Origin of the sequence: Mycolicibacterium austroafricanum (assembly GCF_902705885.1) — a bacterium.
Taxonomy (GTDB): domain Bacteria; phylum Actinomycetota; class Actinomycetes; order Mycobacteriales; family Mycobacteriaceae; genus Mycobacterium; species Mycobacterium vanbaalenii_A.
The window spans coordinates 1-26,036 of sequence record NZ_CACSIP010000056.1 but is presented as its reverse complement, the minus strand read 5'-3'; the positions used below and the strand labels follow the sequence as shown (position 1 = coordinate 26,036).

Sequence of the window (26,036 nt, the reverse complement as noted above, 5' to 3'; positions counted from 1 at the left end):
CCCGCGCCCCGACCACCCAACCGGCCTCGCTACGCTGTGGAGCCGTGGCTGCGTCCTCCTCGTCCTCCTCGATCATCGACACCGTTGCAAACCTGGCCAAACGCCGTGGGCTGGTGTACCAGTCCGGGGAGATCTACGGCGGGACCAAGTCCGCCTGGGACTACGGTCCGCTCGGTGTCGAGCTCAAGGACAACATCAAGCGGCAGTGGTGGCGCGCGGTGGTCACCGGGCGCGACGATGTCGTCGGCCTGGACTCGGCGATCATCCTGCCCCGCGACGTGTGGGTGGCCTCCGGTCACGTCGAGGTGTTCAACGACCCGCTGGTCGAGTGCCTGAACTGCCACAAGCGCCACCGGCAGGATCACATGCAGGAGGCGTACGCCGAGAAGAAGAGCACGCGCGACACCGCCGTGGATCCGGATTCGGTGCAGATGTCGGACATCGTGTGCCCGGACTGCGGCACCAGGGGGCAGTGGACCGAGCCGCGCGACTTCAACATGATGCTCAAGACCTACCTCGGGCCGATCGAGACCGAGGAAGGTCTGCACTATCTGCGGCCCGAGACCGCGCAGGGCATCTTCGTCAACTTCGCCAACGTGGTCACCACGTCACGCAAGAAGCCGCCGTTCGGCATCGGCCAGATCGGCAAGAGCTTCCGCAACGAGATCACCCCCGGCAATTTCATCTTCCGCACGCGCGAGTTCGAGCAGATGGAGATGGAGTTCTTCGTCGAGCCGTCCACTGCCGGAGAGTGGCACCAGTACTGGATCGACACCCGGCTGGCCTGGTACGTCGACCTCGGCATCAACCGTGACAACCTGCGGCTCTACGACCATCCCAAGGAGAAGTTGTCCCACTACTCCGACGGCACCGTCGACATCGAGTACAAGTTCGGTTTCGCGGGCAACCCGTGGGGTGAGCTCGAAGGTATCGCCAACCGCACCAACTTCGACTTGTCCACGCACTCAAAGCATTCCGGCGTCGACCTGTCGTTCTACGATCAGGCCTCCGACACCAGGTATGTGCCCTACGTGATCGAGCCGGCAGCCGGTCTCACCCGGTCGCTGATGGCATTCCTCGTCGACGCCTATCACGAGGACGAGGCACCGAACGCCAAGGGCGGCGTCGACAAGCGCACCGTGCTGAAGTTGGATCCGCGGCTGGCGCCGGTCAAGGCGGCGGTGCTGCCGCTGTCTCGGCACGCCGACCTGTCGCCGAAGGCCCGGGACCTGGCCGCCGACCTGCGTACGTCGTGGAACATCGAGTTCGACGACGCCGGCGCGATCGGCCGGCGTTACCGCCGTCAGGACGAGATCGGCACGCCGTTCTGCGTGACGCTGGACTTCGATTCGCTCGACGACCACGCGGTCACCATCCGCGAGCGCGACACCATGACCCAGGAGCGGGTGGCGATCTCCCAGGTACCCGACTACCTGGCCGTCCGCCTCAAGGGCTGCTGAGCTCCTTTCCCTCGCGAGCGTGCGGGTCAGTGGCGGACACGCCGCACATTTCCCCAACTCTGCGCACGCTCACGCCGCACGGGATCGCGCGAGCTCGACCTCGATGCGGCGCACCATGTCCCGCGACCGTCTCCGCACGTCATCGGACACCACTGACAGCAGTGACCAGCCGACCTCGGTCAACGCCGCGCGCTTCTGCCGATCGCGGCGGAACTGATCTGGGTCGCTGTGCCAGTCGAACCCGTCGTATTCGACCGCGAGACGATGGTCGGGCCAGGCGAAGTCCAGGCGCCACGTCCTGCCGTTTCGGTCGATGATCCGGTGTTGCAACACCGGCGGCGGCAGTCCGCCGTCGAGCATGGCCAGGCGCGCCTCGCTCTCCATCGGAGATTCGGCCAGCGGATCTGCCAGCGGGATGAGCTCACGCACGGCAACGATCCCGCGTCGACCAGCCTGTGCGGCCGCAGTCGCGAGTAATCCCCGCCGGCCACAGGTGTTGCTACGCAACGCCGCATCCAGCGTTGCGAGAGTTCTGGGACGTCGCAGAGATCGCGCGACCTCGACAGCGGTCCACTCCGGTGTGGTGGCCGGGCGGCCCTCGATCGTGCCCAGCGGGGCACCGTCGCGCCGGTGCACGACAAGGCCGGCGGAGTTGCGCAGCTGGTGGCCCGGCGGTGTGAGCACGTGTAGGTCGGTGGTGTCCTGGGTGTCGAAACCGTACGCGGCGGCGGCCGTGCCGAGGCACACTGCGACGGGTCCGCCGGCGCGGAGGTCCAGACCGCGCAATCTGATGAGGATGTCGGGTTCTTCGCGGCTGTAGACGCCCGGCCACACCTTGAGCAGCGCTCCGTCGCGGATGGCTGTGTCGAGGCGGCTGCGGCTGTATGCCGTGAGCAGCTGGGCGGTGGTCGCGACACCACCCTGGGTGGCGAACAATTCGTCGAGCATGTCGACGATCGTGACCAGAGGTAGCCGGCGTCGGCGCCCCAAGCCCGCGGGTTGGGGATCAAAGGGAAATTGGGGACAACGGCGGCGGTGACGAACGTGCGCAAAGTTCGGGAGAGCGGCGGCGTGTCGGCCGCGGACGCGCACGCTCGCGGGAGCTAGAAGCGGCCGCCGCCGCCGCTGAACCCGCCGCCGCCACCTCCACCGCCGAAGCCGCCGCCGCCGAAGCCACCACCGAACCCGCCACCGCCGAACCCGCCGCGAAGCGCTCCGGAGAGCACGTTGCCGATGAGGATGCCGCCGATCACGGCACCCATCTGACCGCCACCCCCGCGACCGCCGCCGCCGTACGGTCCGTTGAAGTGGCGCTGGGCGGCAGCGACGTCGGAGTTGGCCAGCGACTGGGCCTGCGCGGCCAGCATCGCGGCGCCGTTCGCGTGGGCGGTGGCTTCGGCCAGGTTCGTGGACCGCTTGTCCTGCGCGGCTTGCAACTGGCGCACCGCCTCCGACAGCCGGGTGCGCGCCTCGGGGCCGACGACGCCGCGGCGGGTGTCGATGTAGTCCGAGACCGAGCGCACCCGGGACTGGGCGTTGAACAGTGCCTGGTCGTAGGTTCGGCTGAGGCGTTCGGTGGTTTCCCGTTCGTGGGCCACCTCTTCGAGGAGCCGGTCCAACTCGGCGTCGGCCTGGGTCAGCCGGGTGAACGCGCCGAGCGGGTCGGAGTTGCCCGCGCTCTGGGCGTGCGCCACCGCCTGCACCGCGTCGTCGCGGGCGGAACTGAGCTCGGTGGCCACCGCGACGCCGCCCTGCGCGAGCTGGTTTCCCGCCTGGTTGATGCCGTTCTGGATGTCGGCGATCGCGGCGGGCAGACCGGCCACCGCCCGGTTGATGTCGGTGCCCGCGCTGTCCACGGCGTCGAGCAGCGTGCGGGCCTGACCCAGTGCCGCCTCGGCCGCGTGGATGGCGTCCACAAGGCCGATCTGCCGGTTCGACGGCCGCGACACCAGATCGCGGGCGGTGCCGATGTTCTGGTCGGCGAACTCCAGCCGCTGCTTGGCCTCGTCGATGTTGTCGGCCACCGAAACGAGTGCGCTCTCGGCGAATTGGGAGTGCAGCCGGGCGAGTGCCTGCTCGGCCGGGGCCAGCCGGGCGGTCAGGTCGACCATCTGCTGGGTCAGCTTGTCCAGCCGGGTGGGCGCGTTGATCACCAGGTCACGAAGCTGGGCGAACGACTCCCGTTGGGCCTCGAGTTCCTGGTCGGCTCGGGCGGCGGCGACGATCACCCGGGTCAGCAGGTCGCGGCGCTGCTGCGGCGTCTCGGGCACCGCGTCGTCGAGAATCTGGCGCACGTTGAGCGCCTGCGCCAGCGTGGTCTTGGCGTTGGTCACCGCGCGGGTGAACGCCGTGGTGTCCTTCTCGCCGAATTCCTCGACCGCCAGCGTCAACTCGTTCTCGCTGGTGCGCACCTCGTTGTCCACCTCGACGACGATCTTCTTGGACAGGTCGTCGAGCGCGTCGACAGACACCGACGCCAGGGCATTCGGGTCGGACGGGTCCACCCGCTGCGCGGCGGCGAACTCGGCCTCGCGCCGCTTGCGCTTGCGGCGGCGCTGCCACAGCAGCAGCGCACCGACCGCCAGCGCGATCACCCCGAGGAGCACGAGCATGCCCACCCAGCTGCCCGAACCACCCGACGGGCTGGTGTCGGCCAGGCCGTCGGCGGCCGCAACCGCCGCGCCGGCCCAGTCGCCGGTGCGCAGCAGCGGTTCGACGTCGTTGCGCCGTACCTCGTCGATGTCGACGCCGCCCAGCGCCTCGGTCGGCGCCAGGAACGCGTACGCCCGGTCCACGGTGGCGACCGCCAGGATCGCGTCCTGGTCGCCCAGATCGCTGCGCTGATAGGTGGATTGCGCCCACGCCTGCGCGGGCTGGCCGGCGAAGTCCTCGACGAAGACCACCCACAGCCGGATTCGTTGCTCGTCGTAGAGCCGATCGATCGCGCTCTGCACCCGGGCCTCGCCGGCCGCGTCCAAGGCGTTCGCGTCGTCGGTGATGTACGCCGGAAGCCGCAGCGGCGGGGCCGCCGCGGCACCGGGGGCCACCAGGGCGGTCGTCGTCAGGATGGCGACCAGCAGGCCGATGAGTCGGGCGATGCGCATATCCGTCAATGTAGTGCGCGGCGGTGGTCAGGATCCGATCGGCAGTGCTGGCAGACTGTGCTTCGGTGAGCCCACGACTGCAGGACAGCTACGACGCGTTCGACCGCCAGCGTCTGGTGGTCGAACCGGCGAAGAGTGCTGCGTTGCCCGGCACGGCCGCTGAGCACCGCACCGATTTCGCGCGCGACCGGGCTCGGGTGCTGCACTCGGCCGCGTTGCGCCGGCTGGCCGACAAGACCCAGGTGGTCGGACCGCGGCAGAGCGAAACTCCACGCACCCGGCTCACCCACTCGCTGGAGGTCGCGCAGATCGGCCGGGGAATGGCCGTCGGCCTGGGTGCCGACCCGGATCTGGTCGACCTGGCCGGGCTGGCGCACGACATCGGTCACCCGCCGTACGGGCACAACGGGGAGCGGGCGCTCAACGAGCTCGCCGAGGCGTGCGGTGGGTTCGAAGGCAATGCGCAGAACTTCCGCATCCTGACCCGACTGGAACCCAAAGTTCTTGACACGCAGGCAGAGGAGCCGCGCAGTGCGGGGCTGAACCTGACACGGGCCGCGCTGGACGCGGTGACGAAGTATCCGTGGTACCGGGCACCGGAGGGCGGCAAGTTCGGCTTCTACGCCGACGACGCCGCCGCCGCGGCCTGGGTGCGCGGTGACGCGCCGGACCGGCGGCCGTGCCTGGAGGCGCAGATCATGGACTGGGCCGACGACGTCGCCTACTCCGTGCACGACGTCGAGGACGGAGTCACCTCCGGACGGATCGACCTGCGGGTACTGGCCGACGACGACGCGGTGAGCGCGCTGGGCCGGCTGGGCCAGTCCCACGGTATGGGCGGCGGCCTGGCGGCCGCGGATCTGGTCGAGGCTGCTGAGCGGCTGTCACTGCTGCCCGCGGTGGCCGCCGTCGGCAAGTACGACGGGACGTTGGCGGCGTCGGTGGCCTTGAAGACCATGACCAGTGAGTTGGTGGGCCGTTTCGCGTCGTCGGCCATCGCGGCCACCCGCGCCGTGGCCGGCCCGGGGCGGTTGGTGCGGTATCGCGCAGACCTCGAGGTGCCCACCGTGGTGCGCGCCGAGGTGGCGGTGCTGAAGATCCTCGCGCTGCAGTTCATCATGTCCGACCCCCGGCACCTGGACCTGCAGGCGCAGCAGCGGGACCGGATCGACGCGGCGGTGCAGTTCATCCGCGCGGGCGCGCCGGCGACACTGGATCCGCTGTTGGTTCCCGACTTCAACTCCGCCCCCGACGACGGCGCCCGGCTGCGGGTGGTGATCGACCAGGTGGCGTCCTACACCGAAGGTCGACTGGAGCGCCTCGAACCCGCGTAGCCGCCACCGCTGCGGGCTCTAGACTGGCCGGGTGGCGGGCGACGGGACTCGGGGGCGGGGCAGGATCCCTGATCGCGATATCGCCGCTATCCGCGAGAAGGTCAACATCGAGGATCTTGTCGGTGAGTACGTCCAGCTGCGGCGTGCCGGCGCGGATTCGATGAAGGGCCTGTGTCCCTTCCATGACGAGAAATCCCCGTCGTTCCACGTTCGGCCCAACCACGGGCACTTCCACTGTTTCGGGTGTGGGGAGGGCGGCGACGCCTACGCTTTCCTGCAGAAGATCGAGCACGTCAGCTTCGTCGAGGCGGTGGAGCTGCTCGCCGACCGCGTCGGTTACACCGTCACCTACACCGGGTCGTCGACGACCAACGTGCAGCGTGATCGCAGCAGCCGCAGCAGGCTGCTGGCCGCCAACGTCGCCGCGCAGGAGTTCTATGCCGCCGCGCTGCAGTCCGAGGAAGCCGCCCCGGCGCGGCAGTACCTGACCGAGCGCAACTTCGACGCGGAGGCCGCCGCCCGGTTCGGCTGCGGTTTTGCGCCGTCGGGGTGGGATTCGCTGACAAAGCACCTGCTGCGCAAGGGCTTCGACTTCAAGGAGCTCGAGGCGGCCGGTTTGTCCAGGGAGGGGCGCCGCGGACCCATGGACCGGTTCCACCGCCGGCTGCTGTGGCCGATCAGGGCCGGGGGTGGGGAGGTCATCGGGTTCGGTGCCCGGCGGATCTTCGACGACGACCAGATGGAAGCCAAGTACGTCAACACCCCCGAGACGGTGCTGTACAAGAAGTCGGCCGTGCTGTTCGGCCTCGACCTGGCCAGGCGCGACATCGCCAAGGCGCACCGGGCCGTCGTCGTGGAGGGTTACACCGACGTGATGGCCATGCACCTGGCCGGCGAGACCACGGCGGTCGCGTCCTGCGGCACCGCCTTCGGCGACGGCCACCTGGCGCTGCTGCGGCGGCTGATGATGGACGACAACTGGTACCGCGGCGAGCTGATCTTCGTGTTCGACGGCGACGCGGCCGGTCAGGCCGCGGCCCTCAAGGCGTTCGACGGCGACCAGCAGGTGGCCGGAAAATCCTTTGTGGCAATCGCTTCCGATGGTATGGACCCGTGTGACCTGCGGCTGAAGTCCGGTGACGGCGCTCTTCGGGACCTGGTGGCGCGCCGGATCCCGATGTTCGAGTTCGCGATCCGCAGCCTGATCCCCGACGGCGACGCACTGGACAACGATCCGCAGGCTCAGGTCGACGCGTTGCGCCGGTGCGTGCCGCTGGTCGCCCAGATCCGGGACTACGCGCTGCGTGACGAATACGCGCGCCGACTGGCGGGCTGGACGGGGTGGCGCGACGAGGGCCAGGTACTCAGTCGGGTGCGCGAAGAAGCCGGCAAGCGAGGGATGCCTGACCGGGCGCGCCGCCGCGGCACCCCCGAACCCGCCCCGGCGCCGGGCGCCCCGGCGGGAGCGACGCCCGCCGCGGCCCGGCCCCACCCGGCCGACCCCACGCTGTGGCCGCAGCGCGAAGCGCTCAAGTCGGCGTTGCAGTACCCGGCGCTAGCCGGGCCGGTCTTCGATTCGCTGGCCACCGAGAGCTTCACCCACCCCGGTTATGCGGCGGTTCGGGTGGCGATCCACGCGGCCGGCGGCACGTCGGCAGGGGTGACCGGCGCGCAGTGGATCGAGGCGGTCCGCGACCAGACCGCCTCCCCGATGGCGGCCGGGCTGGTCAACGAACTCAGCGCCGAGGCGATAAACGCCGACGACGAGCGGTTGCCCCGCTACATCGGCGGGGTGCTGGCCCGGCTGCAGGAAGTCTGGATCGGACGCCAGATCGCCGAGGTGAAGTCCAAGCTGCAGCGGATGTCGCCGGTCGAACAGGGTGACGAATACCACGCGCTGTTCGGCGACCTGGTAGCCATGGAGAGCTACCGGCGCAGCCTGCTCGAACAGGCAAGTGGCGACGACCTGACTGCATGATCACGCCTGCCGGGTTATTGTGGGCGTGCGGTCGGGTCCGTGAGGAACGTGTGAGAAAGGCGAGTTGGCGATGCTTGGACAGATGATTCGGACCAACAGCACCCGGCTGATCGCTGGGGCGTTCGCGGCTGCAGCCGTGACCGTGCCGCTCTACGCGTCGCTGAACAGCACCGATGCCGCTCCGCAGGTGACCGCGCAGCCGGCCTGCCTGGCCTGGTTCGGCAACAAAGAAGACGGCAACTGCATGGGCTACTCCAACGGTTCGCCCGTCGTCGTCGGCACCCCGGAGATCGGCCTCTACGGCGACGGCATCGGGGTCGGCATCCCGTTCGAGACCGGGCCGCTGCTGCCCGGCACCACCATCACCCGCCAGTTCGGCTAACGGGCCTTCTTCTTCGTCATCTGCTCCGGCTCGAGGACCTCGGTGCCGGAATCGATCGGGGTCAACTCCACCATCGACGGGTCGGGCGACACCCGGTCGGCGATCTTGCGCCGTCCCGCGTCGATGACCGCCTTGGCCGCCGGACTGCCCGTGACGGCCTTGTAGGTTCCCGAGAGCTGCTCGTAGCGCTGTCTGCCCGCCTTGGTTCCCAGCACGTAGCCGACGGCCAGAACGGCGACATACCCGATCACAGGGCTCCTCCAGATATCTTTCGCGGGACTGCGTGCTCGGTGTCCATCCTGCCTCACCGCGGGCAGTGCGCGCCCGGCTGGGAGCGTATTGGCGAGGCGGCGCGGACGTAGGCTAAAGTGCTCTCTGGCCCGCGGCGCAACGACCGTGGGAGGGCAATCCCCTGTAGCTCAATTGGCAGAGCATTCGGCTGTTAACCGAAGGGTTGCTGGTTCGAGTCCAGCCGGGGGAGCCAAAGTACATGCAGTTCAGTGCCAGTATTTAGCCGTACGAAGCGAATCGCGTGCTATCTCGCGTGCTATCCGATCTGCTCGGTGTCTGTGGCCCGCAGCAGAGTGGACCGTATGGAAGGCCTGCCTGATCCCTTCGCTATCGCACTCGGTCGGGTGGTGTACCGCGGCGGCTTGGAGGGTCGACTCGACCTCATCCGAGGCTCACTGTCGGGGGTTGGCAGAGCGCCACCAACTGTCTGTGATGGACGACTCAGGCGTCTATAACAAGACGGTAACTACCGAAAACGTGTCGGGAAACTGTGCGACGCTAGATCGGACTAGCGATACCGCTGGTTCGGGAACACAAAAGCCCTGACCGAGTGGTACTCCGTCAGGGCCTCGTGCTGTATCTGGACAATACCTGCCCGAGCCTAGGCGCTAGCGCTGTCAGTCCGCAGAGGATTGGCAGATCTAAGCGCCGTCGTCGGAGTGTCCACCCTGTCGTGAACTGCGTGTTTCCGCCGTTTCGACGACAAGGGATGTGGTTGATGCCACAGGAGAAAAAGTTGACGCTGGCACGACTTGCCGGCAAGTGTGGCCTAAAGACTCGCCAGGCTCAAGAGGCTGCCGAGGATCTAGGGCTGAATCTAAAGCGGGGAGCGGCGGTTGTCGCCCCCTGGCAGGAGAAGCTGTTGCGCCCCGCACTGGAGCGAATGAAGCGCAAGAACGACGGCCGCGTGGCTGACCGCACGTTCTACCTGTCGCAGCCTGTTGGCCCAGTGAGGTACGAGTCGGACGACGACCACTCCGGCTATCTGGCAGAAGAGGAACGTCCGGCGTTTCCGAACGGCGAGATGCAACGTCTGCTTAATCCCATCCTGAAGAGGATGCTCGACGAAAAGGGCGACACCGGATAGCAAGGAGGGCGGGCTTTGGGGAAGTGGCCCGCCGCTGCGCCGTACTAAGAAGGCAGCCCCTCCCGCTACCCAGGGAGGGGCTGCCTTCTCTAGTTGCCACAGCTTGGTTTGCGTATGTTGTGCCTCTGCCGGTGCTCCCTTAGGCAGGATTCGTCTCGCCAGGCTGTAGGAAAACGTCAGCCACCGTTAAAGGCCTTGACCAGAGTTCGCCCCATTCAGGCAGCCACCAATTGACCTGCCACATGAACGGATCGATGATCTTGTCGTCGGCCAAACCCTCTCGCGTGCCCTCTTCGCTCAGGATGCCGCGGATTCGATTTAGCCCGTGAAGGCAATCACGGACCGATCGGATAGCGGCTAGGGCTGCGATGAGATCTTGCTCAAGAATGTCGGCACGGTGGCGGGTCTGCATTGACCAGGTCTCATCTCTCCACGACAGACCGCGGGTGCGTTGGCGAGGTTCGCCAGGTGCGCCGGGACGAACGATTCTCATCGTGCGGTGAGGTCGCTCGCCGACGATTGACTCGATGTAGAGCAAGTGCGCCAGCGTGCGCCGAGTGTTGTTCGCGAACGTGATAGCGGACGCGAATGGTTGGTGGGGCCATCGAACTCCGATCTCGTCGGCGGCAACACGCATGATCCTGGCGAGCTTGCTGTCTTCCTCAAGTTCGTCGGCGTCGAACCCTGCAAGGTGGAACCGAATCCATGTGATGTCGGTCGTGACGGACTCCCAGCCGCCGATGACTTGAAGGGCGAGAGCCTCCATAGTGTCCGCCGGCGTGAGGGCACGTTGCTCGGCCTCCCTGGTTGCCGTTACGGAGCGACGGGTCTCGTCTAACCGCTGAATGTGCCGGCTGTCTGATTGGTCGGGCTGCTCGGCGGGTGGTGTCATGCCATGAGCCTATTTCGATTGGTCGGCTGGACTCATAGACGCGTCGGGCGAGTCGAATCGGAAGGTTGTCGGTGGCGCGTGCCACCGTTGATGCATGGACCTGCCAATCACAGTTCAATGCGAATGCTGCGAGCTGGCAATTGCCGAACGTATGGCGTCAGCAGTGCGGAACGCGCACGGGTTGATTCGGGGATGGCGCTGTCGGATCTGCAACGAACATCAGGGTAATCCGCTGAAAATGGCTCAGGATCACGAATATGAAGTCCGAGTGCGTTGGGGTGAGACGGCCGACGAACTCAATGACGCACTCGACCTCGCAGACGATTACCGCGCCAAGATGCACGCGGCTTACCGTTCGCGTGACAACATCTTGCGCCAGTTCGACAAGCTCTATCGGTATCACAGGGAGACCGAGAACGGTTGCGCTTGCGGGAAAACCAAGTGTGAAACCCTGGCCGTCATCAACGCCGATTGGATTAGCGATCTCATCGCTCGCGTACACGAGAGGGACGTGAACTAGAAGATGGACGACACAGCAGCTTTCAAACTCGATGGACTACCGGATGTGTGTTTCACGGTCACCCGTTCAACGGACCCTGAGGGCGGATTTCGTTCCGAAGGCTTCCTTGACTTCACCGCACGAAGAGAAGCCCCACGAATCCTGAGTCAATCAGGCGGATCGGGTCCGGTGGGTTGCGGAGAGACCGACACCCCGCGGATTCGCGGTGGAAAGGTGCCATTCGTCTTTCGCACTCTCCCTGGGTACGTGTTCTACGCACTTCGATCTGAAGAGTGGATAGTCGAAGGGGCCGGTGACGTAATCACCCAAAGGATGCCGGGATGGATTCGCGTCACTTACTACCGCCCCGGCGATGACGAGGAGCACGAGTTGTGCGGATTCGCTGGACCGGAGTCCTAGGCGAACCTTGGCCAAGCTTTGAAATACTTCGTCAAAATCTGAGAGATGTGTTCTTACACTGCATTTTTCGCCCAACTACTGCCTATTGGTGAACGAACATTCTCGGGTTACGGTCGTTGTCGTATTGTCCGCCGCATTGTGTTGAGAGGAACAAGCGATGACCACGTTTGCCCCACCCGTTGACCACGTCCACCTGTACAAGTGGGAGGACCGCGCCGGCCAGCCGGTGCGGCCGTTCGTGGACGGTGTGTGGACCGTGGGCGCCGTAGAGGTCGCCCTTGAGGGGCTGGAAACCCTCGCCGGCGACGCCCCAGTCGAGCCAGTGCCCATCGCCCTCGTCTAGCCACAGCTCGCCGAGGTGGGAGAAGTCATCGCCGGCAACGTCGTCCTCGGGTTCCTCCCACAGCACTGGTTGGTCGGCATTCGTGTAGGAGTCGTCAGGGGGTACATAATCGGTCTCCGTCACACCGCGCCGCCGAGTTTGATAAGCGAGTCACGCTCAATTCGGATGGCACGCTTGCCGATTCGTCGTGCCTGAATCTTTCCCTCGGCGATGAGCCGGCGCACGTGCGTTGTCGAGCAGTTGAGATAGTCCGCGCCTTGTTGGATCGTCGGACGTAGCGGCAGTTCGTTGGACATATTGCCTTCCATAGGGATCGAAAAAGCCCACCCTCGGCCGAAGTCGAAGGTGGGCGTGTGAGAACGCCTGTTTAGTTGTGGCGCTCCACGTGGACCGTGGGCGCTGATGTGCACTCTAGAACAAGGAGGTGGCGAAATCCTATAGGCAGGACGTCTCATTTTCGGGACTGAATTATCGCTGCTCACAAGGGGTTTGTATGCTTTGGTCCATACACGGAGAGCGGCTATGACGCCTTCTTAGACACCTCTGCAAGCTTCGACAACGCCTCTGCCACCTCGGCATCGCGACCCTGCGCGATCGTCTGGTAGATGAGACTGGCGCCCACAGTCTTGTGACCAAGCCGGCCCATCGTCTCAACGAGGTTGCCGACGCGCGCAGTGTTCGTCCCGGCGAAGTGTCTCAAGTCGTGGATGGCAGGACGCGGCTTCGCCTCGCCGTCGCGGCCGATCTTGGTCAGGGCCGGATCGAAGTAGGAGTCACGGAACACGCGGTCTCGGATATGGCAGCCACCGCGGGCCGGCGGGAACAACAGAACGTCGGAGGCCTTACCCACGTGGGCGTCCAGGTGGTGTTTCAAGTCGTCGCGGATATGTGGCGGCACGACCACCTTGCGACCGTCGCCCGACTTGGGGGTGTCGATTACGCACTTGCCGTCGCGATGGATGACGCCACGTCTGATGGTGATCTCCGAACAGTCCTCGTTCAGATCCTTCCGGCGCAACTCGGTGGACTCGCCCCAGCGGGTGCCGAGCCAAGCCGAGATCAGTACCCACGCCTTCAACCATTCCGGCATCGCCTCGGCGAGCGCGCCGACCTCCGCGACGTCGAGAATGACGGGTTGTCGCTTCCGGCTGGTCTTGGCCGCACCCTTGATCTGTGCAGGGTTGACGGCGATCAACTCGTCGGAGACGGCGGTCGCCAGCATGCCGTGCAGCAGCCCGTAGGCGTGCGCCCGGTAGGTGGGTGTTGCCACAAGGGTGTGGGCGTGCCAGTCGCGGACAGCCTGCGCGGTGATGTCCTTCAGTGCCAGCTTGCCCAGCTTCGGCTTGATGTGATCGTTGAACAGGGCCGTGTAGTGACTCTTTGTCCGCGGCTTGAGCGGCTGCCCGCCCTTGGTGCGCTGCTCGATCCAGGTGGGGCCGTAGTCCGCGAGGGTCACGCCTCTCGCCTTCTCCTCGGCGGCGCGCTGCGACGGGGGAGTCCACTGGTCGCGTTCGATCGCCCACCGCTCGTCGGCCAGCCACCGCTCGGCGTCCAGCTTCGATGTGTAGGTCCGCTGCGCACGGTGACGGACTAGGTCTGGTCCGATGTAGCTCGCCTGGAAGCGACCGGAGGGAAGCTTCCGAACCCAGCCCCAACTCCGGCGCCCTGCTTTCCCCGCCATGAAGTACCCCAGTTCGTGCTATCTGTCTGGCCATCCGCGTGCTATCTGGCCTAGTTTATGGATGTTGCTGAGGACAGCATACATGAAAGATAAGTCCTGGTGAGAGCAGTTATGTCCGCTCAAGTCCACAAGTGTCTATTTGCTGCTTGGCTAATTCGAGTCCAGCCGGGGGAGCACACGTCTCAGATGTCGGGCAACCGCCCGGTGCGGCATTAGTCTTGCGGCATGCGAGTTTCGCGCCCCCTGGCGGCGCTGGTGATGCTGGTGACACTGGCTGCGGTGGCGGTGGGCTGCGGGTGGAGCCCGTCTGCTCCGGCGCCGACGAGCACCGCCGCGTGCGGCCCCGGACCGACGGCTGAGGTCGTCACCTCCGAGTTCTTACTGCTGCCGCCCGGCCAGTGGCGGGAGACCGCCCGCGGCAACGCGCCGGACTGTCGGCTGAACTGGGTGGTGGTCACCGACGGAGAGGCGCCCGACAGCCCGCAGCAGGTGCTCTTCTTCGACGACACCGACCCGGTGGGCTCACCGACCCCCGAACCGCGTCCGTACATCACCGTGATCCCACAGGGGGACCACCACGCGCACGTGCAGTACCAGTGGCGTCAGGGGCAGGATCAGCCGTGCTGTCCGACCGGGATCGGGTCGGCCCGGGTGACGCTCGAGGACGGCAGGCTCACCGTGCTCGACCCCATCCCCGGCCCCTGAGTCAAAGCCGTGGGATCACTGGCAGGTTGCTGCTGATGCGCTGCGCGGCAATCACTTTCCGGCGCACCGCACATATCCTGAGAGCGTCAGAGCTGATCGGCACAGTCGCCGCAGTATCGCGATACCGCTATTCGGAGGACAGCAGATGTCCAAGCGATTCAGGTTCTTTGCGGCAGGTCTTGGTGCGGTCGCCTTGTTGACGGGTGTCGGCGTGGACGTTGCGAACGCCGGCACCTACCCGAAGGGTGGCTCGTTCCACGTCGGCGGGACAGGAGCCACCGTCGAACCCTCCCCGGACCCGACGACGCTGGCGACGGCGTCGTTCAGCCCGCCGGTGCACGCCGAACCGGGCTGCGGAACGGTGGCGTGGGGCGGCGGCTGCGGCTGAGCTCCGCGCCTTCCGGTCAGATGACCCCGGCGCTGGTGGCGTCCTGCTCGGTGTGGTCATCGGCGTCGGGAATGTGCTCGGGGTGCAGCATCTCGGCGTAGCGCAACTGCTCAGGGATGCCGAACCCGTCGACAAGTGTCTCCGCGTGCGGCCGCAACCGCCGGCAGCGGTCGTTGATGCCGCGGGTGACCGCCTTCGAGCGTTCGGTGGACAGGAAACGGTGCTCGACGAACCAGGACTTGTCCTCTTCGATCACCGACAACGCGTACAGGTCACACACCATTTCCAGGATCTCGCGGGCGTCGTCGTTTTCGCAGGTGTCGATTCCGGCGACAAACGCCTCCAGGATGATGCGGTCGATGTGCGCGGTCGCGGCGTGCAGTACGTGATCCTGCACGGCATTGAACGCATCGAAGGCACTCATCTCCTTGGATTTACCTTGCAGTCGCCGGGCGACCGACGCCAGCATGTACTCCTCGCGGTCCTCGAACATCTTCACCTGGGTGCCACGGTTGAAGAGGCTGCCCTCCTCCTCGTTGTCCTGCCGGGTGTCCAGGATCGTCTGCATGATCGTCTGCGCCGCAGTGCGTTTCATCACCCGCTCGCCGGCGAAGTTCGCCGCGAAGCGCACCCACTCGACCGGGCTCATCCCCTTGATGTCGTCGGCGTAGGCGGTTAGCAGCTCCTTGGCCACCAGCTGGGTCAGGACGTGGTTGTCACCTTCGAACGTGGTGAACACATCGGTGTCGGCCTTGAGCGCGATCAGCCGGTTCTCGGCGAGATAGCCTGCCCCGCCGCACGCTTCGCGGGCCTCCTGGATGGCGCGGGTGGCATGCCAGGTGTTGGCGGCCTTCAGGCCCGCCGCGCGGGACTCCAGCTCTCGTTGCTCCTCGGGGTCGGGGTCGTCGGCGGTCTGCAGCTCGTGGCACTTGGCGACCAGTTCGTTCTGCGCGAACTGCAACGCATACGACCGTGCGATGAGCGGCAGCAGTCGGCGCTGATGGACCAGGTAGTCCATCAGCAGCACTTCCTGCTCGTCGTCGGGGGCGGAGAACTGTCTGCGCTCCAACGCGTACCTGGTGGCGATGTCCAGCCCCACCCGCGTTGCGGCGCCCGCGCTGCCGCCGACCGTGACGCGGCCGCGGATCAGGGTGCCCAGCATCGTGAAGAACCGGCGACCGATGTTCTCGATCGGCGAGGTGTACGTGCCGTCGGGGGCCACGTCGGCGTACTTGTTGAGCAGATTCTCCCGCGGGACACGGACCTGATCGAACTGGATGCGGCCGTTGTCCACCCCGGGCAGCCCGCCCTTGTAGTGACAGTCCGACGTGGTCACGCCGGGCAGGTCGTTGCCCTCCTCGTCACGGATCGGCACGATCAGGCAGTGCACCCCGTGGCCTTCGCCGTCCGGGGTGATCAGCTGCGCGAAAACCGCTGCCACCCGCGCGGTTTCGGCTGCGCCCCCGATGTAGTCCTTGCGTGAGGACGGGGTGGGGGAGTCGATGACGAATTCCTGGGTGTCCGGATCGTAGGTCGCCGTCGTCTCCAGCGACTGGACGTCGCTGCCGTGCCCGGTCTCCGTCATCGCGAAGCAGCCCAGCAGGTCCAGGCTGATGATCCGGGGGACGTATTCCTGGTGGTGCCGTTCGGTGCCGAGGTTCTCGACCGCACCTCCGAACAGGCCCCACTGCACGCCTGCCTTCACCATCAGCGATAGGTCACTCATCGCGAGCATCTCGATCTGCGTGACGGCGGCGCCCACGTCGCCGTTGCCGCCGTGTTCCTTCTTGAATCCGTCTTCGGCCGCGCCCTGGGCGGCCATGATCCGCATCTGCTCACCCACCTTGGTGCGGGCGATCACCGTGTTGGGGGTGTAGTGCGGCCGGAAGACCTGATGGGTGAGTTCCTGGCGCACCCGGTTCTTCACGTCGCGAAAGCGGCCGTCCAGTGTGTTGCGTAGATGCTCCGCAGTGGTGGTCATATCTCGACGGTAGCCCGCGGGTCGCGGATACAAACTGTGATGCTGCAAACCTAGGTGAACCTGACTTCCGGAGCGCCGAACGGCAGGCGTTCAATCATCACCATGGCCGACTCCGCCGATCCGTCCGTGTCGCCGACGGGCATGCCGCACGTCGCCGACCACCGGCATGCCAACGTCACCGGAGGGTGGTTGCGGGCAGCGACGTTCGGCGCGATGGACGGGCTGGTGAGCAACACGGCCCTGATCGCGGGTGTCGCGGCGAGTGCGAGCGCTCAGACCGTGGTCCTCAGCGGCGTCGCCGGTCTGCTCGCCGGCGCATTCTCGATGGCGTTAGGGGAGTACACATCGGTGACCACCGCCAACGAGCAGATCGACTCCGAGGTGCTGGTGGAGCGCAAATCCTTCCGGCTGCATCCGCAGGCCGAGCGGGCCGAGTTGGCGGCGATGCTCACCGACATGGGGATGACGCCTCAGACCGCCGCCACCGCGACCGAGGAGATCCACCGGGACGAGAACCGGGCGCTGAACTTTCACCTGGTGCAGGAACTCGGGGTCGACCCGCGGGAGAAGCCGTCCCCGTGGGTGGCGGCGGGGTCGTCTTTCGTGCTGTTCGCCGTCGGTGCGATCATCCCGTTGATCCCGTACCTGCTCGGATACGGGTCGCTGTGGCTCGGCCTTGCGTTCGGCGGTGTCGGACTGCTGCTCGCCGGTGGTTCCGCGGCCCGGATCACCGGCCGGCCGCTTGTGCTGGGGTCGTTGCGGCAGTTGGCGTTCGGCGGGTTCGCGATCGCAGCGACCTACCTCGTCGGCCACCTCATCGGGGTCGCGGTGAGTTGACGGTCAGCTGTCGTTGCCGACGGTGACCGCCCTGGCATGGTCGCTGAGCTCGTCGATCTCGGGCTCGGGGGCGTCGATGTCGGGTAGGTGTGCGCGCGTGGCGGCCAGCACGCCGGCGGCCAGCAGCACCGCGCCCGCACCCACCCAGAACGGCACGTGTGCGTTGATCCGCTCACCGAGCATCCCGGCGAGCCACGGCGCCAGCGCCGCCCCGGAGAACCGCACGAAGCTGTAGGCCGCCGACGCCACCCCGCGCTCGACCGGCGAGGCCTTCATCACCGTCTCGGTGATCAGGGTGTTGTTGACGCCGATGAACAACCCGGCGATGACGACACAACCGGCCAGCACGGCCTTGTGGTCGGTCCACACCGCCATCGCCACCAGCGTCGCCGTCATCAACAGCAGGTTCACCCACAACGTGCGGATCGTGCCGAAGCGGCGTTGCAGCCGAGGGGCGACGAACACCGACGTGAAGGCCAGCGCCAGACCCCAGCCGAAGAAGATCAGCCCGATCCCGTAGGCGCTCATGTCCAGCGGGAACGGTGTGAACGCCAGCAGGGTGAAGAACCCGAAGTTGTACAGCAGCGCGGTGATCGCGACGCCGAGCAGGCCGCGGTGGGCGAGCGCCCGGAACGGGTCGGCCAGCGTGGTCGCCCGCACCGCCCGCGGTGTCGACGGCAACAGCAGCGCGGTCACCACGACCGCGACGGCCATCAACACCGAGACCCCGAAGAACGGGCCACGCCACGAGAGGGAGCCGAGCAGCCCGCCGACCAGTGGCCCGACCGCGATGCCGAGGCCCAGCGCGGCCTCGTAGAGGATGATCGCCTGCGCCACCGAACCTTGTGCCGAGTTGACGATCGTGGCCAGCGCCGTGGCGATGAACAGCGCGTTACCCAGGCCCCACAACGCGCGCCAGCCGACGATCTGGCCGATGGTGTCGCTCATCCCGGCCAGTCCCGCGCCGGCGATGATGATCACCAGGCCCAGCAGCAGAGTGCGCTTGGGTCCGATGCGGCTGGCCACCACGCCGGTGACGAGCATCGCCACCCCCATCACCGCCATGTAGCTGGTGAACAGCAATGACACCTGCGACGGCGAGGCGTTGAGATTGTCGGCGATCGGCTTGAGGATCGGGTCAACCAGGCCGATACCCATGAAGGCGACTACGCAGGCGAACGCGACGGCCCAGACCGCCTTGGGCTGGTGCCACATCGATTTCTCAGACACCGGGCGCGGTACTCCTGTCGCCGGCGTCGTGGCGGCGGGCAGCGGTGCCGGGTGCGGTGGCGTCCTCGATCAGCCGTCGCAGCACGACGAGCGCCTCGGTGAGGCACTCGCGCTCGTCGTCGCTGAGCCGCTCCAGATACGGATCAACTGCGGCACCGCGATCCAGCCGGGCCTGACGCAACGCCGCGACACCGTCGGGGGTGATCCGGATCAGCACGGCGCGCGCATCGAGCGGGTCGGGGGTGCGTGCGACCATGCCGGCGTCCTCGAGCCGACGGACCTGCGTGGTCATCGTGGGTTGGGAGCAGTGGTCGAGCGCGGCCAGGTCGGAGATGCGGGCCTCGCCCTGGTCCTCGATGGTGGACAGCAACCGGGCCTGGGCGAAGGGAATCGGCATCCGAACTCGCTGGTTGGCCAGCCGGTTGATCCGGGCCACCACCGAAAGCAGGTCCGCGCCGAGAGTTGACGACATGACGCCAATGTTTACATAGAATTGCTATGTATATCAACGGTGTCGGGGGTGGCGTCGGTCACCACCCGGTCGGCAGGCCAGTACCCGTGCGACTGGCAGAATCAAGAGATGACCTCGGCCGGCCCGGAGAGTGCCCCTCGACGGACTGGTTCGCTTCAACCGGTCGAACTCGCTCAAGCCGCCGTGATGGCGGCGTTGTGTGCGGCCATCGCGATCATCGCGGTCGTGGTCCCGTTCGCGGCGGGGCTGTCGCTGCTGGGCACGGTCCCGATGGGTCTGCTCGCCTATCGGTACCGGCTGCGGGTGCTGATCGCCGCGACCGTTGCCGGTGGTCTTGTCGCCTTTCTCATCGCCGGCATGGGTGGCTTCATGACGGTGGTCAACTGCGCCTACATCGGCGGGCTGACCGGCATCGTCAAGCGCCGCGGCCGCGGCACCCCGACGGTCGTCGCGACGGCGCTGGTCGCCGGTGCGCTGTTCGGCGCCGGCACCGTGGTCGCGTTGGCGATCCTGAGCCGGCTGCGTCACCTGATCTTCGAATCGGTCACCGCCAACGTCACCGGCGCCGCCGCGATCCTGGCCCGCATCCCGGGCATGGAGCAGGCCTCCGAGCGGGTCAAGCAGGACTTTGCGACAGCGCTGGACTACTGGCCGCTGTTGTTTTTCGCCACCGGTGTGTTCAGCATCCTGTTCGTCAGCCTGGTCGGCTGGTGGGCGTTGTCGCGGGTGATGTCACGCCTGGTGGGCATCCCCGACGTGCACAAGTTGGAGTCGTCGGTGGACGCCGGCCCGGTCGAACCGGTGCCGTTGCAGCTGCGCGAGGTCCGGTTCCGCTACCCGGGGGCCGACCGCGACGCACTCGGTCCGGTGTCGCTGTCGGTACAGCCCGGCGAGCACGTGGCGGTGACCGGCGCCAACGGCTCGGGCAAGACGACGCTGATGCTGGTGCTGTCGGGCCGTGAACCCACCTCGGGAACCGTCGAACGGCCCGGCGCAGTGGGGTTGGGCAAGCTCGGCGGCACCGCGGTGGTGATGCAGCACCCCGAGAGTCAGGTGCTGGGCACCCGGGTCGCCGATGACGTCGTCTGGGGTCTGCCGCCCGGCACGTCGACCGACGTGGGCCAACTGCTCTCCGAGGTGGGCCTCGACGGGCTTGCCGAGCGAGACACCGGGGGGCTGTCGGGAGGGGAGCTGCAGCGGCTGGCCGTGGCTGCGGCGCTGGCCCGGGAACCCTCGCTGCTGATCGCCGACGAAGTCACCAGCATGGTCGACCAGGACGGGCGCGAGGACCTGATGTCGGTGCTGTCCGGGCTCACCGGGCGCCACCGCACGTCATTGGTGCACATCACCCACTACAACGACGAAGCCGATGCCGCCGACCGCACCGTCAACCTGACCGGCAACGACTCCGCTGCCGCCGACGACTCCGACAACACCGGCGGGGCCGACAACGTCGACATGGTGGAAACCGCCGAGGCCCCGGCGGCCACCACGGCCGGTGAGCAACCCCGGGGCGCGCCGGTCCTCGAACTCAACGGTGTCTGCCACGAGTACGGCAGCGGGACCCCTTGGGCAAAAAGCGCTTTGACTGATATCGACTTCGCGGTCCACGAGGGTGACGGGGTGCTGATCCACGGCCTCAACGGGTCCGGCAAGTCCACCCTGGCCTGGATCATGGCCGGTCTGACGGTGCCGACGGCGGGCAGCTGTCTGCTCGACGGCTCACCGGTCTCGGATCAGGTTGGCGCCGTGGCGATCTCATTTCAGGCGGCGCGACTGCAGCTGATGCGTAGCCATGTCGCCCTGGAGATCGCCTCGTCGGCGGGGTTCTCGATATACAACCAGGCGAAGGTGACCGAGGCGCTGCACACCGTGGGTCTGGACCCGACGCTGGCCTCCCGGCGGGTCGACGAACTCAGCGGCGGGCAGATGCGGCGGGTGGTACTGGCCGGCCTGCTGGCCCGCAAGCCACGCGCGCTCATCCTCGACGAGCCGCTGGCAGGTCTGGACGCCGCCTCCCAGCGTGGTCTGCTGCGGCTGCTGGTGGAACTGCGCCGCCGCGAGGGGCTGACCCTGGTGGTGATCTCCCATGATTTCGTCGGGCTGGAGGAGTTGTGCCCGCGCACCCTGCACCTCGAGGACGGGATGCTGGCCGCGGTGCCGACGGCGGCGGGGGGACTGTCATGACCGACGCGCCGCGCAAGCAACGCAGGCAGGTGGTGCTGCTGCGGCCGGTGCCGGGCCAGACCGTCATCCACGACCTGTGGGCCGGCTCGAAGCTGCTGATCGTCGCCGGCATCGGGGTGCTGCTGACGTTCTACCCCGGCTGGGTACCAATCGGCGCCGTCGCCGTTCTCATCGTGGTGGCGGCGCGGCTGGCGCACATCCCGCGCGGTGCGTTCCCGACGGTGCCGAGGTTGTTGTGGGTGCTGGTGGCGCTCGGGGCGATCACCGCGGCGTTCGCCGGCGGCAGCCCGGTGATCCCGGCCGGCTCGATCGACATCGGTCTGGGCGGGCTGCTGAACTTCCTGCGGATCGCCGCGCTGACGATCGTGCTGCTCGGACTCGGTGCGATGGTGTCGTTCACCACCAACGTCGCCGAGGTCGCTCCCGCGGTGGCGACGCTGGGCCGCCCGTTGCGCCCGTTGCGGGTGCCGGTCGACGACTGGGCGGTGACGCTGGCGTTGGCGCTGCGGGCATTTCCGATGTTGGTCGAGGAGTTCCGGGTGCTCTACGCCGCGCGCCAGTTGCGTCCCCGCGACGTCGACGCGACCCGGCGCAGCCGCAGACGTCGATGGGCCGCCGAACTGATCGATCTGCTCGCCGCGGCGATCACCGTCGCGCTGCGCCGCGCCGACGAGATGGGCGACGCGATCACCGCCCGGGGCGGCGCCGGGCAGATCTCGGCGGCGCCGACACGGCCCAAACGTCGGGACTGGGTGGCGTTCGCGATCGTGATCGCGGTGTGCGGGACCGCTCTGGCGCTGGAGCTGACCGTGTTGGGCACCAGCGGCACCGGGCGCTGATCCCCGACGCAGCCGCTACGGTGGTTCGCGTGACGGGGTCCCGACGAATCGATGCCGACTTCCTCGCGCTGCCACGCCATGAGCTGGCGGATGCGGCGCTGTCCTCTGCGCTTGCCACCGGTGCGAGCTATGCCGACCTGCGGGTGCACGCCATCACCACCGAGACCGTGCAGGTGCGCGACGGTGTGCTGGAGAACGCCGTCGTCGACCACGAGATCGGGCTGGCGGTGCGCGTCATCGTCGACGGCACCTGGGGCTTCGCCTCGCACGCCGAACTGGACACCGCGGCGGCGGCCGAGACCGCGCGGCGGGCGGTGAAGGTGGCGACCACGCTGGCCGCGCTCAACGCCGAGCGCATCGAACTGGCGCCCGAACCCGTCTACCGCGACCTGTCCTGGGTGTCGGAGTACCGCATCGACCCGTTCACCGTGGCCGCCGAGGACAAAGTCGCGGTGCTGCAGGACTACTCGGGCCGGCTGCTGGCCTCCGACGGCGTGGACCATGTGTCGGCGGGGCTGCACACCGCCAAGGAGCAGACGTTCTACGCCGACACGTTCGGGTCTTCGATCACCCAGCAGCGGGTGCGGGTGCTGCCGAACTTCGAAGCGGTCACCGTGGATACGGCGGCCGGCACGTTCGACACCATGCGCACGCTGGCGCCGCCGACCGCGCGGGGTTGGGAAGCCGTTGCCGGCGACGAGGTGTGGGATTGGTCCGGCGAGTTGGCGCAGCTGCCGACGCTGCTGGCGGAGAAAGCCAAGGCGCCGAGCGTGGTGGCCGGCCCGACCGATCTGGTGATCGACCCGACCAACCTGTGGCTCACCATTCACGAATCGATCGGCCACGCCACCGAATACGACCGCGCGATCGGATACGAAGCCGCCTACGCGGGCACGTCGTTCGCGACGCCGGACAAGCTGGGCACCATGAAGTACGGGTCGGCGGTGATGAACGTGACCGCCGACCGTACCGTCGAACACGGCCTGGCGACCGTGGGTTTCGACGACGAAGGGGTGCGGGCGCAGAGCTGGGATCTGGTGCGTGACGGGATCTTCGTCGGATATCAACTGGACAGGGTGTTCGCGCCGCGGCTGGGGGTGGCGCGCTCCAACGGTTGTTCCTACGCCGATTCCGCCCACCACGTGCCGATCCAGCGGATGGCCAATGTCTCACTGCAACCGAGCGACGACGAGGTGAGCACTGACGATCTGATCGCCCGGGTGGCCGACGGTCTCTACATCGTCGGCGACAAGAGCTGGTCAATCGACATGCAGCGCTACAACTTCCAGTTCACCGGGCAACGGTTCTTCCGGATCCGCGACGGACGGCTCGACGGGCAGGTGCGCGACGTCGCCTACCAGTCGACCACCACCGACTTCTGGGGAGCGCTCGAGGCCGTCGGCGGACCGGACACGTGGCGGCTGGGAGGCGCGTTCAACTGCGGTAAGGCGCAGCCCGGTCAGGTCGCCGCGGTCAGCCACGGCTGCCCGTCGGCTCTTTTCCGAGGCATCACCGTGCTCAACACCCGTGAAGAGAGCGGGCGGTAGCGCAGTGATCACCGCACAGCAGGCCGTCGACATTGCGCTGGCCGAAGCGCGCCGACTCGGCAGGGCCGACGAAACCATCGTGTTGGTCACCGATCGCATGGATGCCTCCCTGCGTTGGGCGAACAACACCATGACCACCAACGGCGAATCGACCGGCCGCACCACCACGATCATTTCGATTGTCCGACAAGGTGACAACGCGTGCGTCGGATCCGTGCGGTCCGGCTCGGTGAGCCCGGGCGTCATCACCGACCTGGTGGCAGCCTCCCAACAGGCCGCAGCAGTGGCGCCACACGCCAGAGACGCCGCGCCGGCACTGCCGGGTGCCGATGCGCCGCCCGACTGGGACGCGCCCGTCCCCGGAACCGGCGCGGAAGTCTTCGGTGATGTGGCCGGCGCGTTGTCGCGGGGCTTCAGGGGCGGTTCGGCAGGCGGTGACACGCTGTTCGGATACGCCCGCCACATCGTCGAGACCACGTTCATCGCGACCTCCAACGGACTGCGCCGGCGGTTCACCGAACCCACCGGCTCGGTGGAGATCAACGCCAAGCGTGCCGGCGCCAGCGCGTGGGTGGGCGTCGGCACCCCCGATTTCGCCGCTGTTCCAACGGATCCGATGCTCGAACAGCTTGCGACGCGGTTGTCGTGGGCGCGGCGCATCATCGAAATGCCTGCCGGACGCTACGAGACGATCATGCCGCCGTCCACGGTGGCGGACATGATGATCTACCTGAGCTGGATGATGGGCGGACGGGGCGCACAGGAGGGCCGCACCGCACTGGCGGCGCGCGGCGGCGGAACCCGGGTGGGGGAGAAACTGACCTCGCTGCCGTTGACGCTGTATTCAGACCCCGGCGCGGCCGGGTTGGAGTGCGCACCGTTCGTCGCGACGGCGAGTTCCTCGGAGCGGGCCTCGGTGTTCGACAACGGGTTGGAGATCGAGCGCGTCGACTGGATCCGCGACGGCGTGATCAATGCGCTGTCGTATCCCCGGTCGGCGGCCGCGGAGTTCGACGCGCCGGTGACTGTGGGCGCCGACAACCTGCTGATGACCGGTGGCCAGGACAGCCTGCAGGACATGATCGCCGGCACCGAACGGGGCCTGCTGCTGACCACGCTGTGGTACATGCGCGAGGTCGATCCAGCGGTGCTGCTGCTCACCGGGCTGACCCGCGACGGGGTGTACCTCGTTGAGGACGGCGAAGTCACGGCCGCGGTGAACAACTTCCGCTTCAACGAGAGCCCGCTGGACCTGTTGCGCCGTGCCACCCAGGCCGGCGTCAGCGAGCTCACCCTGCCCCGGGAGTGGGGTGATTGGGCGACCCGCGCCCAGATGCCCTCGCTTCGGATCCCCGACTTTCACATGTCCTCGGTCAGTCAGGCGCAATAATCCTGGTGTGAGTGAACCCACGCCCTCGGAGCGACTGGCCGGACTGGTGGCGTTGTCCTGCGGGGACAGCAACACCGACACCTTGATCAGGTTGACGTGCGGGCGGGCGTTGGCGCTGCCGGCGTTACCGACGCCGGGTGATCTGGCCGATGAGCGCACCGAGGAGCACTCCGTCCTCGCGGCCTTCGCCGAGCAGTTCTCGGTGGACGTGACCAACATCGGGGACAACCAGCGCGGGCGTTTCCTCGCCGCCGCGGGTGACAACGCCTTTCGGCTCGCGGTGGCGATCTTCATCGCCGATTTCGTGCCGCGGGTGTGGGCCGGCTGTGAGGCCCTCGACCTTGGGCATCCGGGGCGCACCGCCGACGTACGGTGGGACCTCGACACCGACCCGATCGACGCGCTGCTCAACGGTTTCGTGCCCGCGGTGGCCCGACTGAGCAAGCTCGACCCCGTCACCACCGAGGTCGTCCGGTTGCGTGGCGCGGCGGCGCACCACTGCCGGCTGTGCCAGTCGCTGCGGGAAGGGCACGCGCTCGACGCGGGCGGGTCGGAGGACATGTACCGCCAGATCGCGGATTTCGAGTCCGCCGACGAGCTCTCGGACGCGCACAAGGCTGCGTTGCGTTATGTCGACGCGCTGATCTGGACGCCGTCGCAGATCGACCCGTCGGTGGCGGACGGGGTGCGCAAGCACTTCTCGGGCAAGCAGATGATCGAGCTGACGCTGGACGTGATGCGCAACGCGGCGAACAAGATCGCGGTCTCGCTGGCCGCCGACGAGCCGCGTGTCGCCGAGGGCACCGAGCGCTACGAGGTGGACGACGCAGGACAGACGATCTTCGCCTGAGTCGGCCGTATGCGACCATGGTGGCCGCGCACGTCGCGCCGGGGCGGTAGCTCAGTCGGTTAGAGCCGGGGACTCGCAATCCATTGGTCTGGCGCGTATACCCCTCTCCGCGCCCACGCGACCGCTCAGGAGGGAGGAA

At 67.4% G+C, this 26,036-nt stretch carries 24 protein-coding genes, 1 tRNA gene and 1 pseudogene; 16 read left to right on the top strand and 10 right to left on the bottom strand.

The window, feature by feature from the left end; translation table 11 throughout:
* Nucleotides 1-44 precede the first annotated feature (44 nt).
* Complete coding sequence (locus BEMPMBAN_RS28365; RefSeq protein ID WP_159234817.1) at nucleotides 45-1,460, top strand: glycine--tRNA ligase; 1,416 nt, start codon at nucleotides 45-47, stop codon at nucleotides 1,458-1,460.
* A 69-nt stretch (nucleotides 1,461-1,529) separates the two neighbouring features.
* Here BEMPMBAN_RS28365 and BEMPMBAN_RS28360 read toward each other — a convergent pair whose 3' ends face one another.
* Together BEMPMBAN_RS28360 and BEMPMBAN_RS28355 are read right to left on the bottom strand one after the other, a co-directional pair.
* Complete coding sequence (locus tag BEMPMBAN_RS28360) at nucleotides 1,530-2,408, bottom strand: type IV toxin-antitoxin system AbiEi family antitoxin (RefSeq protein WP_159234816.1); 879 nt, start codon at nucleotides 2,406-2,408, stop codon at nucleotides 1,530-1,532.
* A gap of 155 nt (nucleotides 2,409-2,563) precedes the next feature.
* Nucleotides 2,564-4,564 (bottom strand): TPM domain-containing protein, encoded by a 2,001-nt coding sequence (locus BEMPMBAN_RS28355; RefSeq protein ID WP_159234815.1) that lies wholly within the window; start codon nucleotides 4,562-4,564, stop codon nucleotides 2,564-2,566.
* Nucleotides 4,565-4,629: 65 nt separating this feature from the next.
* Here BEMPMBAN_RS28355 and BEMPMBAN_RS28350 point away from each other — a divergent pair, with 65 nt between their 5' ends.
* The 3 genes from BEMPMBAN_RS28350 (at nucleotide 4,630) to BEMPMBAN_RS28340 (ending at nucleotide 8,258) form a co-directional block, all read left to right on the top strand.
* Nucleotides 4,630-5,898 (top strand): deoxyguanosinetriphosphate triphosphohydrolase, encoded by a 1,269-nt coding sequence (locus tag BEMPMBAN_RS28350; protein ID WP_159234814.1) that lies wholly within the window; start codon nucleotides 4,630-4,632, stop codon nucleotides 5,896-5,898.
* 31 nt (nucleotides 5,899-5,929) lie between these two features.
* Nucleotides 5,930-7,876, top strand: coding sequence for a DNA primase (dnaG, locus tag BEMPMBAN_RS28345; RefSeq protein WP_159234813.1), 1,947 nt, complete (start codon nucleotides 5,930-5,932; stop codon nucleotides 7,874-7,876).
* An 82-nt stretch (nucleotides 7,877-7,958) separates the two neighbouring features.
* A complete protein-coding gene (locus tag BEMPMBAN_RS28340; protein ID WP_159234812.1) occupies nucleotides 7,959-8,258 on the top strand; it encodes a DUF7155 family protein in 300 nt (99 codons plus the stop codon).
* Here BEMPMBAN_RS28340 and BEMPMBAN_RS28335 read toward each other — a convergent pair.
* Nucleotides 8,255-8,509: a hypothetical protein gene (locus BEMPMBAN_RS28335; protein WP_159234811.1), complete on the bottom strand. Its 255-nt coding sequence runs from the start codon at nucleotides 8,507-8,509 to the stop codon at nucleotides 8,255-8,257. The genes BEMPMBAN_RS28340 and BEMPMBAN_RS28335 overlap by 4 nt on opposite strands.
* A gap of 157 nt (nucleotides 8,510-8,666) precedes the next feature.
* Here BEMPMBAN_RS28335 and BEMPMBAN_RS28330 point away from each other — a divergent pair.
* Both BEMPMBAN_RS28330 and BEMPMBAN_RS28325 read left to right on the top strand, forming a co-directional pair.
* Nucleotides 8,667-8,742, top strand: a tRNA-Asn gene (locus BEMPMBAN_RS28330).
* A 525-nt stretch (nucleotides 8,743-9,267) separates the two neighbouring features.
* The gene (locus tag BEMPMBAN_RS28325; RefSeq protein WP_159234810.1) at nucleotides 9,268-9,636 is read left to right on the top strand and encodes a hypothetical protein; all 369 of its coding nucleotides are present in this window, start codon (nucleotides 9,268-9,270) and stop codon (nucleotides 9,634-9,636) included.
* A 139-nt stretch (nucleotides 9,637-9,775) separates the two neighbouring features.
* Here BEMPMBAN_RS28325 and BEMPMBAN_RS28320 read toward each other — a convergent pair whose 3' ends face one another.
* A complete protein-coding gene (locus tag BEMPMBAN_RS28320; RefSeq protein WP_159234809.1) occupies nucleotides 9,776-10,528 on the bottom strand; it encodes a hypothetical protein in 753 nt (250 codons plus the stop codon).
* Nucleotides 10,529-10,622: 94 nt separating this feature from the next.
* On the opposite strand from BEMPMBAN_RS28320, the gene BEMPMBAN_RS28315 reads away from it, so the two are divergent.
* Both BEMPMBAN_RS28315 and BEMPMBAN_RS33230 read left to right on the top strand, forming a co-directional pair.
* Nucleotides 10,623-11,048, top strand: coding sequence for a hypothetical protein (locus BEMPMBAN_RS28315; protein ID WP_159234808.1), 426 nt, complete (start codon nucleotides 10,623-10,625; stop codon nucleotides 11,046-11,048).
* Between the two features lie 306 nt (nucleotides 11,049-11,354).
* Nucleotides 11,355-11,447 (top strand): annotated as a pseudogene (locus BEMPMBAN_RS33230) (hypothetical protein); the annotation flags it as partial.
* An 82-nt stretch (nucleotides 11,448-11,529) separates the two neighbouring features.
* On the opposite strand, the gene BEMPMBAN_RS28310 reads toward BEMPMBAN_RS33230, so the two are convergent.
* The 3 genes from BEMPMBAN_RS28310 to BEMPMBAN_RS28300 form a co-directional block, all read right to left on the bottom strand.
* Nucleotides 11,530-11,913: a hypothetical protein gene (locus BEMPMBAN_RS28310; protein WP_159234807.1), complete on the bottom strand. Its 384-nt coding sequence runs from the start codon at nucleotides 11,911-11,913 to the stop codon at nucleotides 11,530-11,532.
* A complete protein-coding gene (locus tag BEMPMBAN_RS28305; RefSeq protein ID WP_234897746.1) occupies nucleotides 11,910-12,086 on the bottom strand; it encodes a helix-turn-helix domain-containing protein in 177 nt (58 codons plus the stop codon). The genes BEMPMBAN_RS28310 and BEMPMBAN_RS28305 overlap by 4 nt, the downstream gene beginning before the upstream one ends.
* Before the next feature lie 224 nt (nucleotides 12,087-12,310).
* A complete protein-coding gene (locus tag BEMPMBAN_RS28300; RefSeq protein ID WP_159234806.1) occupies nucleotides 12,311-13,471 on the bottom strand; it encodes a tyrosine-type recombinase/integrase in 1,161 nt (386 codons plus the stop codon).
* Between the two features lie 225 nt (nucleotides 13,472-13,696).
* Between BEMPMBAN_RS28300 and BEMPMBAN_RS28295 the strand changes: the two genes are divergently transcribed.
* Together BEMPMBAN_RS28295 and BEMPMBAN_RS28290 are read left to right on the top strand one after the other, a co-directional pair.
* Nucleotides 13,697-14,176 (top strand): LppP/LprE family lipoprotein, encoded by a 480-nt coding sequence (locus BEMPMBAN_RS28295; protein WP_159234805.1) that lies wholly within the window; start codon nucleotides 13,697-13,699, stop codon nucleotides 14,174-14,176.
* Between the two features lie 145 nt (nucleotides 14,177-14,321).
* Entirely contained in the window at nucleotides 14,322-14,564 is a 243-nt protein-coding gene (locus BEMPMBAN_RS28290; RefSeq protein ID WP_159234804.1) for a hypothetical protein, read from the top strand.
* 16 nt (nucleotides 14,565-14,580) lie between these two features.
* Here the strand turns inward: BEMPMBAN_RS28290 and BEMPMBAN_RS28285 are convergent, their stop codons facing one another.
* Nucleotides 14,581-16,545, bottom strand: a complete 1,965-nt coding sequence (locus BEMPMBAN_RS28285; protein WP_159234803.1) for an acyl-CoA dehydrogenase family protein — start codon at nucleotides 16,543-16,545, stop codon at nucleotides 14,581-14,583.
* A 102-nt stretch (nucleotides 16,546-16,647) separates the two neighbouring features.
* Between BEMPMBAN_RS28285 and BEMPMBAN_RS28280 the strand changes: the two genes are divergently transcribed.
* Entirely contained in the window at nucleotides 16,648-17,382 is a 735-nt protein-coding gene (locus BEMPMBAN_RS28280; protein WP_159234802.1) for a VIT1/CCC1 transporter family protein, read from the top strand.
* Nucleotides 17,383-17,385: 3 nt separating this feature from the next.
* Here the strand turns inward: BEMPMBAN_RS28280 and BEMPMBAN_RS28275 are convergent, their stop codons facing one another.
* Nucleotides 17,386-18,597: an MFS transporter gene (locus BEMPMBAN_RS28275; protein WP_159234975.1), complete on the bottom strand. Its 1,212-nt coding sequence runs from the start codon at nucleotides 18,595-18,597 to the stop codon at nucleotides 17,386-17,388.
* A 7-nt stretch (nucleotides 18,598-18,604) separates the two neighbouring features.
* Nucleotides 18,605-19,084: a MarR family winged helix-turn-helix transcriptional regulator gene (locus BEMPMBAN_RS28270; protein ID WP_159234801.1), complete on the bottom strand. Its 480-nt coding sequence runs from the start codon at nucleotides 19,082-19,084 to the stop codon at nucleotides 18,605-18,607.
* Between the two features lie 108 nt (nucleotides 19,085-19,192).
* Here BEMPMBAN_RS28270 and BEMPMBAN_RS28265 point away from each other — a divergent pair, with 108 nt between their 5' ends.
* Genes BEMPMBAN_RS28265 through BEMPMBAN_RS28245 form a run of 5 tightly spaced genes read left to right on the top strand, consistent with a single transcriptional unit; the run spans nucleotide 19,193 to nucleotide 25,897 of the window.
* Nucleotides 19,193-21,271, top strand: a complete 2,079-nt coding sequence (locus BEMPMBAN_RS28265; RefSeq protein ID WP_159234800.1) for an ATP-binding cassette domain-containing protein — start codon at nucleotides 19,193-19,195, stop codon at nucleotides 21,269-21,271.
* Nucleotides 21,268-22,110 (top strand): CbiQ family ECF transporter T component, encoded by an 843-nt coding sequence (locus tag BEMPMBAN_RS28260; protein ID WP_159234799.1) that lies wholly within the window; start codon nucleotides 21,268-21,270, stop codon nucleotides 22,108-22,110. The genes BEMPMBAN_RS28265 and BEMPMBAN_RS28260 overlap by 4 nt, the downstream gene beginning before the upstream one ends.
* Before the next feature lie 29 nt (nucleotides 22,111-22,139).
* Nucleotides 22,140-23,657: a TldD/PmbA family protein gene (locus tag BEMPMBAN_RS28255; protein ID WP_159234798.1), complete on the top strand. Its 1,518-nt coding sequence runs from the start codon at nucleotides 22,140-22,142 to the stop codon at nucleotides 23,655-23,657.
* A 4-nt stretch (nucleotides 23,658-23,661) separates the two neighbouring features.
* A complete protein-coding gene (locus tag BEMPMBAN_RS28250; protein WP_159234797.1) occupies nucleotides 23,662-25,047 on the top strand; it encodes a metallopeptidase TldD-related protein in 1,386 nt (461 codons plus the stop codon).
* Between the two features lie 7 nt (nucleotides 25,048-25,054).
* The gene (locus tag BEMPMBAN_RS28245; RefSeq protein ID WP_159234796.1) at nucleotides 25,055-25,897 is read left to right on the top strand and encodes a carboxymuconolactone decarboxylase family protein; all 843 of its coding nucleotides are present in this window, start codon (nucleotides 25,055-25,057) and stop codon (nucleotides 25,895-25,897) included.
* Nucleotides 25,898-26,036 lie beyond the last annotated feature (139 nt).